Raw genomic sequence first — 6,560 nt, forward strand, 5'->3', positions numbered from 1 at the left:
TATGTGAAAAAATGGACAAAGCCGGATTCTATGCAGTAGAAGTTTGGGGTGGAGCGACGTTTGACGTTTGTTTAAGGTACCTAAAAGAAGACCCTTGGGAAAGACTAAAAAGAATTAAAGAAGTTATGCCTAACACTAAACTTCAGATGCTCTTTAGAGGTCAAAACATAGTAGGATACAAACCAAAATCAGACAAAGTTGTTAAAAAGTTCGTAGAAAAGTCTATTAAGCATGGTATTACAGTATTTAGAGTTTTTGACTCATTAAACGACAACAGAAATATAGAAGTAGCAGTTAAAGCCATAAAAGAGTTTGGTGGAGAAGTACATGCGGAAATAAGCTATACAAAAAGCCCTGTTCATACCTTGGAAAAATGGATGTCCTACGCAGATGAACTAATAGAACTTCAGCCAGACTGGATATGTTTCAAAGATGCTACCGGAATACTCATGCCGGAAGAAACATACGACATTATCAGAGGAATAAAGAAAAAAGTAGGTGATAAAATAAAAGTAGTACTTCACAACCACGATATGAGTGGAACAGCTATCATGAACCATATGATGGTAATCCTCGCTGGTGTTGATATGGTTGATACAGTTTTATCTCCTCTTGCCTTTGGTTCTTCTCACCCTGCAACTGAAAGTGTAGTTGCTGCCCTTCAAGGAACACCTTACGATACAGGATTAGATTTAAAAGTTTTAGATGAGTTGGCAGAATTAACAAGACAGATTAAGAAAAAATATAAAAAGTATGAAACAGAGTACGCAGGAGTTAACGCTAAGGTTCTCATACATAAAATACCAGGTGGTATGATTTCTAACATGGTTGCTCAGTTAATGGAAGCAAACGCTTTAGAAAAGATGGATGAAGCTTTAGAAGAAGTACCAAACGTAGAGAGAGATTTAGGTTATCCACCATTGTTAACACCATCATCTCAAATAGTTGGAGTACAAGCTGTATTAAACGTTATATCTGGAGAAAGATATAAGATAATAACAAAAGAAGTTAGAGATTACGTAGAAGGTAAATACGGAAAACCTCCAGGACCAATATCTAAAGAATTAGCAGAGAAAATACTTGGTCCTGGAAAAGAACCTGATTTCTCAATAAGAGCAGGAGACCTTGCAGACCCTGAAGAATGGAACAAAGCTTACGAAGAAGTTAAGTTGATACTAAATAGAGAACCAACAGATGAAGAAGTGTTATTGATGGTTCTCTTCCCACTACAAGCAAAAGAGTTCTTAATAGCAAGAGAAAAAGGAGAACTTACAACTTTACCTCCAGATGTTGTAGAACCAAAAGAAATGAAACCAGATGGTATAGAAAATGTAGCTCCTGTAGAGTTTGAAATAATTTACCATGGTGATAAGTTTAAAGTAAAAATAGAAGGTGTATCTCCAGAACAAGACCCTTCAAAACCAAGAAAGTTTTACGTAAACGTAAACGGAAAATTAGAGGAAGTCCAATTAACTCCTTTAGCTGTAACATTAGTAGGTAAGAGTGGTTTTGTGGCAAGTTCGGCAGCAGCTACAAGTACAAGTGCAAGACCAAGACCAGAAAAACCAGGAGATGTAGCACCTCCTATGCCAGGTAAAGTGTCAAAAATTTTGGTAAAAGTTGGTGATAAGGTAACAAAAGGTCAAGTTGTTGCAATGGTTGAAGCTATGAAGATGGAAAACGAAATACACTCTCCTATAGATGGTGTTGTAAAAGAAATTTACGCTCAAGTAGGAGACAACATAACTCCAGATGAAACATTAATAAGGATAGAACCACAATAATTTCTACAAAATCCCCCTTAAAAGGGGGGATTTTCATGCTAAAATATATCTACTAAACTAATTTCATCAAGGTAAATAGATGATATCTAAAGAAATGTTAGAAAGGCTTTCAAAGGGTCCTAAAAAAAGTGTAAATCTTGTCATTAAATGCAATCCAGAAAAAATGAATTTTATTTCTATGGTTATAAATGGCTATGATAGAATAGCTCTCCCAAGAACAAGATACGGAAAAGAAGGAATCTTAGACCTTATAACATCACCAGATTTTGTAGATGATTTGTACCTTATATTGGAAGATTTAAAGAAAAACCACGACCCAACTTTAGAAATAGTAGGTGAATTGGGTGATGATTGGTTAGTGGCGGTCACTTAAAACCTTTATTTTTATACTTTTTACTACTATTTTCAGTATCCTTTGAAAGATTTTTTAATGTATCCTTTTTAACCTCTATAATTCTTCTATCGCCTTTGATTTTTATAGATTTAAAAGAGTTAAATATCAAATCAAAATGGAGTTTTAGTATTCTTTTAACTTTACCAATCTTTATTGTAAGTCCGGATTTTATCAATAATTTAAATCATCTGTTTATAGCCTTTTCAGAGGAGCTTTTTTTCAGAGTTTACTTGTTGAGATACTTTTCTAACTTTACAACGTCAATACTTTTTACTATTCCTCACATTATTCTTTACTTTGACCTTCATTCATTTTTAGTATTTTTTCCGTCTTTATTTTACGGTTATGTTTTTAATAAAACTAAATCTTTTATTTTGGTAGCGGTGTTACACTTTCTTTCTAATATTTTTTATAACTTGTTTATCTGGCATCTGATATAATAAGGTTAATAGAAAAATAGTTAAAAGGAGGAAAAATGGAAGAGTACAGAATTCCGGAAAATCTTTATTACACAAAAGAACATATATGGGTTAAAATAGAAGATGACGTAGCTACCGTAGGTATTACAGATTATGGACAACATCAACTTGGAGATGTGGTTTTTGTTGATTTACCAGAACTTGGAAGAGAGGTGGAAGCCGGAGAAGTGATAGCTTCCGTAGAATCTGTAAAAGCTGTTTCGGAGATTTATTCTCCCGTTACAGGTAAAATTATATCAGTAAACGAAGATTTAGCCAATGACCCTTCCGTGATAAACTCTGACCCATATGGAGATGGATGGATAGCAGACATCCAGATGAAGGACCTTTCAGAAATAGAAGACTTAATGACAGCAGAAGATTATAAAGCATATTTAGAAGAACTTGAAAAAGAGGAAGAGGAGTGAAGCAGTTTATAATAACAGCTTTTGGAGAAGACAGACCAGGCATAGTTGCAAAAGTAAGTGAGATACTCTACAAAAACGGTCTTAATATTGAAGACTCTGCAATGACAAGGCTTAATAACGAATTTGTAATAATGCTTGTTGTAAAAGGAAATATAGATAAAAACATTCTCGAAAAAGACCTAAAAATATTAGAAAAAGAAAATCTCACTTTTACTGTAAAGGAGATACCAGTTTTAGAAGAAACTCAGAATGAAAACTATCAAAGTTGCAACATAATTGTTTACGGTAGTGATAAGCCGGGAATCGTTTACAATGTATCAAAACTACTTGCAGATAAATCAATCAACATTGCAGACCTTAGAACAGAAAAAACAAAAGATTTGTACGTTATGTTCATTCAAGCAGAATTACCAGAAAACGTAGATATATCTGACCTTGAAAGAGAGATAGAAAATCTTAAAAGCAGTTTAAATGTTGATATATCAATTCAAAATGTAGATACGGCTAACCTCTGATGGAAAAACTTCCTATACTACAGTATCCAGACGAAAGATTAAAGAAAAAATCTGTTGAAGTAGTTGATTTTGGTAAAGAGTTTAAAGATTTTGTAGAAAAATTAAAGTACACAATGTACAACTCTCCCGGAGGAGTAGGAATAGCAGCTCCACAAGTAAACAACCATATAAGGACTATCATAGTAGATACGTCAAAATCAACCCATAAAACAAACAAAGTATCTCATGGGTTAATGGTACTATCCAATCCGAAAATCATTTATACAGAAGGAGAAATCATTTTTAGAGAGGGTTGTATGTCAGTTCCGGATTATACTGGAAATGTAAAAAGATTTTACTATATAAAAGTGGAGGCTCTTGACGAAAACGGAAAACTAATTACATTCGATACAGAAGGATTTGAAGCTGTAGTTATACAGCATGAGATAGACCACTTGGAAGGTAAAGTTTTTATAGAAAAAGTTGTTTCACCAAAAGATATCTTTAAAAGGAAAGTTTACAAGTAAGGAGGAGATGAATATGCAAGTTAATCCTGTTGATGTTTTGGCGGTTGAACTTTTCAAACAGATGTTAGAACTATCAAAACAGTTGAATCAGCAAATGTTACAGACAGCTCAAACTCAAAATCAACTAAAACAACCACCACCTAATCCGGATGGAAAAATCTCAATCTACGCATAAAAAAGAAAGGATAGATAAATTATTGGTAGATAAAGGGCTTGTAGAGACACGAGAAAAAGCCCAAGCCCTTATCATGTCTGGAGTCGTTTTTGTCAACAACCAGAAAGTGGATAAATCCGGAACAAAAATACCAACAGATGCTAAAATAGAGATAAAAGAAAAAATACCATACGTATCCAGAGGCGGTTTTAAACTTGAAAAAGGATTAAAAGTTTTCAACGTAAATGTAAAAGACAAAGTTTGTCTTGATATTGGAGCATCGACAGGAGGATTTACAGACTGTCTTATCCAAAATGGAGCAAAAAAAGTTTACGCTGTAGATGTAGGAAAACACCAGCTTCATGAAAAACTAAGAAAAGACTCTAGAATAATATCAATAGAAGAATTTAACGCAAGATACTTATCCAAAGAACAGATACCAGAACCAATAGACATTTTAGTAAGTGATGTTTCATTTATATCAATAACTAAAATACTTCCAAACATCTGCGACCTTTTAAAAGATGACTTTATTGGTGTTGTTCTAATAAAACCCCAATTTGAACTGTCAAAAAAAGAAGTAAAAGACGGAGTTATTACAGATAAAAATCTTCATGAAAAAGCCATAAAATCTGTAATAGAAGGACTAACACAAAGTTGCTACTGTGTAAAAGATTTAGACTTTTCACCAATAAAAGGTCCAAAAGGAAATATAGAATTTTTAGCACTTATAGGAAAGAAAAAAGAAGATTGCAAAAATGTTGAAGAAGATAAAATAAAACAAATTATAGAACAAGCTCATGAACATCTAAAAAATTAATTTAACTTCTTCAAGCATCTTCCTTCTATCTTCATCACTTACATAAGGAACTGCAAAAAAGAATTTGTGTTTTAAAACTTTCATTCCACAAAACTCAAATATGCCCCCTATAGTCATTCTTAAGCTATCACACATACCTCTTTTATTACAACTATCCTCATCTTCTCCCATAGTGTTTATTATTATAACTTTTTTATCTGTAAGTAATGGCTTTATCTCATCCCCTTCTTCTTTGTAAGCAAAACCGTAAGAAAAAACTCTATCAATATATCCTTTTAAAATAGCTGGCATGGAGTACCACCAAATAGGATGAATAAAAACTAAAGTATCAGCCTCTTTTACTAAAGATTGTTGTTGTTTAACATCATCCAAAACTTTTCCGGACATTATCGCTTGAAAATCCTGAGGTTTTAATACTGGGTCAAAGTTTAGCTCATAAAGGTCAACAGTATGATAAGTTTTTCCTTTTGAATGTAAAGTTTCTTCAACTGTTTTTCTTATTGCAGCGTTAAAACTGGCAGGATTTGGGTGTGCATACACTATTAGGTAATCCATATTCAAAAACCTCCTATTTATTAAACTTTTCTTTAATCTCAGCTATTGTCTGATGTGTGTTATGGCATTTGGAACAGTTGTTTGCAGATATCCAACTAACAGTTTTATAAACCTCATCTTTATTTTTAGATTGAAGAGCTTTTGTTAAAAGATTTAATTTTTCCTCCAATTCTTTGCCTTGATATATCTCTACAGATAACTTGTTGTTATGGCATTCGTTACAGCTTTGAGATAATCCTTTTACTCTTTTTACAAAATCATTCCCTTCTTTTTGAGCTTTATCAAATTTTCCGTCTTCTAAATAAACTCTCATTTTTTTCATAGAATCGGCTGTTTTTTTCATATAATTATGAAATTCAAGGGTTGTTCTACTGACAGGGTCTTCTATGTTTATCATTTCAAATGATGGATAATGATAAATTATTTTTGTAGATACCTGATAATTTTGATGACATTGCATACAGGACTTTCCTACAGCATCTGCATTAAATTTTATTTTTTCCATATCCTTTGACTTAACAGCTTCAACTAATGCGTTTATCTCATTCTTCTTCAATCCTTTATCAAATTCCGGAACCAGTTTCCCAATATTTAAGTAATTTTCTTTTAATATACTTGCCCATTTTTCTGCATTTTTCCAATCATTTTCTTGAATATTGGTAAACATACCTGTAAAAGCTGTTGACATAGCATACATAGAGTTTAAAAATTCCATTTTATTGGAAGAAGGAGGATAGTACTTAGAAAGAGTTTTAGGTGGTTCTTTTAAAGTAACATCTGCAGAATAAGCAACCGATGTAGCTGTTAAGATTAAAAAAAACAACTTCTTCATCATTAACCTCCTCAACATTTTGATATAATAATACTAAATTTTAACTCTAATTTCCAATTTAAATAATTTTAAAACAAACCAAGACAAGTAGCAAAACTTAAAGCTAAAATGAAG

At 32.5% G+C, this 6,560-nt stretch carries 11 protein-coding genes; 8 read left to right on the plus strand and 3 right to left on the minus strand.

Annotated elements, in window-relative coordinates; translation table 11 throughout:
• Both NE054_RS06670 and NE054_RS06675 read left to right on the plus strand, forming a co-directional pair.
• The coding region (locus NE054_RS06670) for a pyruvate/oxaloacetate carboxyltransferase (RefSeq protein WP_297890013.1) at nt 1–1,784 on the plus strand (1,784 nt) is incomplete at its 5' end.
• 79 nt (nt 1,785–1,863) lie between these two features.
• Nucleotides 1,864–2,157, plus strand: a complete 294-nt coding sequence (locus NE054_RS06675; RefSeq protein ID WP_297890014.1) for a DUF4911 domain-containing protein — start codon at nt 1,864–1,866, stop codon at nt 2,155–2,157.
• Here NE054_RS06675 and NE054_RS06680 read toward each other — a convergent pair.
• On the minus strand, nt 2,150–2,353 hold the full coding sequence (locus NE054_RS06680) for a hypothetical protein (RefSeq protein WP_297890029.1): 204 nt from the start codon (nt 2,351–2,353) through the stop codon (nt 2,150–2,152). The genes NE054_RS06675 and NE054_RS06680 overlap by 8 nt on opposite strands.
• A 58-nt stretch (nt 2,354–2,411) precedes the next feature.
• On the opposite strand from NE054_RS06680, the gene NE054_RS06685 reads away from it, so the two are divergent.
• Genes NE054_RS06685 through NE054_RS06710 form a run of 6 tightly spaced genes read left to right on the plus strand, consistent with a single transcriptional unit; the run spans nt 2,412 to nt 5,059 of the window.
• Nucleotides 2,412–2,618 carry a CPBP family glutamic-type intramembrane protease gene (locus NE054_RS06685; RefSeq protein ID WP_345780604.1) on the plus strand — a complete coding sequence of 69 codons (207 nt, stop codon included), beginning with the start codon at nt 2,412–2,414 and terminating at the stop codon, nt 2,616–2,618.
• Between the two features lie 35 nt (nt 2,619–2,653).
• Nucleotides 2,654–3,064, plus strand: coding sequence for a glycine cleavage system protein GcvH (gcvH, locus tag NE054_RS06690; RefSeq protein ID WP_297890016.1), 411 nt, complete (start codon nt 2,654–2,656; stop codon nt 3,062–3,064).
• The gene (locus NE054_RS06695; protein ID WP_297890018.1) at nt 3,061–3,579 is read left to right on the plus strand and encodes an ACT domain-containing protein; all 519 of its coding nucleotides are present in this window, start codon (nt 3,061–3,063) and stop codon (nt 3,577–3,579) included. Before gcvH ends, NE054_RS06695 begins: the two co-directional genes overlap by 4 nt.
• The gene (gene def, locus NE054_RS06700; protein ID WP_297890020.1) at nt 3,579–4,085 is read left to right on the plus strand and encodes a peptide deformylase; all 507 of its coding nucleotides are present in this window, start codon (nt 3,579–3,581) and stop codon (nt 4,083–4,085) included. The genes NE054_RS06695 and def overlap by 1 nt, the downstream gene beginning before the upstream one ends.
• Nucleotides 4,086–4,098: 13 nt before the next feature.
• Nucleotides 4,099–4,260 (plus strand): hypothetical protein, encoded by a 162-nt coding sequence (locus tag NE054_RS06705; protein WP_297890022.1) that lies wholly within the window; start codon nt 4,099–4,101, stop codon nt 4,258–4,260.
• Nucleotides 4,235–5,059 (plus strand): TlyA family RNA methyltransferase, encoded by an 825-nt coding sequence (locus NE054_RS06710; RefSeq protein ID WP_297890025.1) that lies wholly within the window; start codon nt 4,235–4,237, stop codon nt 5,057–5,059. Before NE054_RS06705 ends, NE054_RS06710 begins: the two co-directional genes overlap by 26 nt.
• On the opposite strand, the gene NE054_RS06715 is transcribed toward NE054_RS06710, so the two are convergent.
• On the minus strand, nt 5,048–5,614 hold the full coding sequence (locus NE054_RS06715) for an NAD(P)H-dependent oxidoreductase (RefSeq protein ID WP_297890026.1): 567 nt from the start codon (nt 5,612–5,614) through the stop codon (nt 5,048–5,050). The genes NE054_RS06710 and NE054_RS06715 overlap by 12 nt on opposite strands.
• 13 nt (nt 5,615–5,627) lie before the next feature.
• Nucleotides 5,628–6,446, minus strand: coding sequence for a multiheme c-type cytochrome (locus tag NE054_RS06720; RefSeq protein ID WP_297890027.1), 819 nt, complete (start codon nt 6,444–6,446; stop codon nt 5,628–5,630).
• Nucleotides 6,447–6,560: the final 114 nt, after the last annotated feature.

Origin of the sequence: Sulfurihydrogenibium sp., from assembly GCF_027448985.1 — a bacterium.
GTDB lineage: Bacteria > Aquificota > Aquificia > Aquificales > Hydrogenothermaceae > Sulfurihydrogenibium.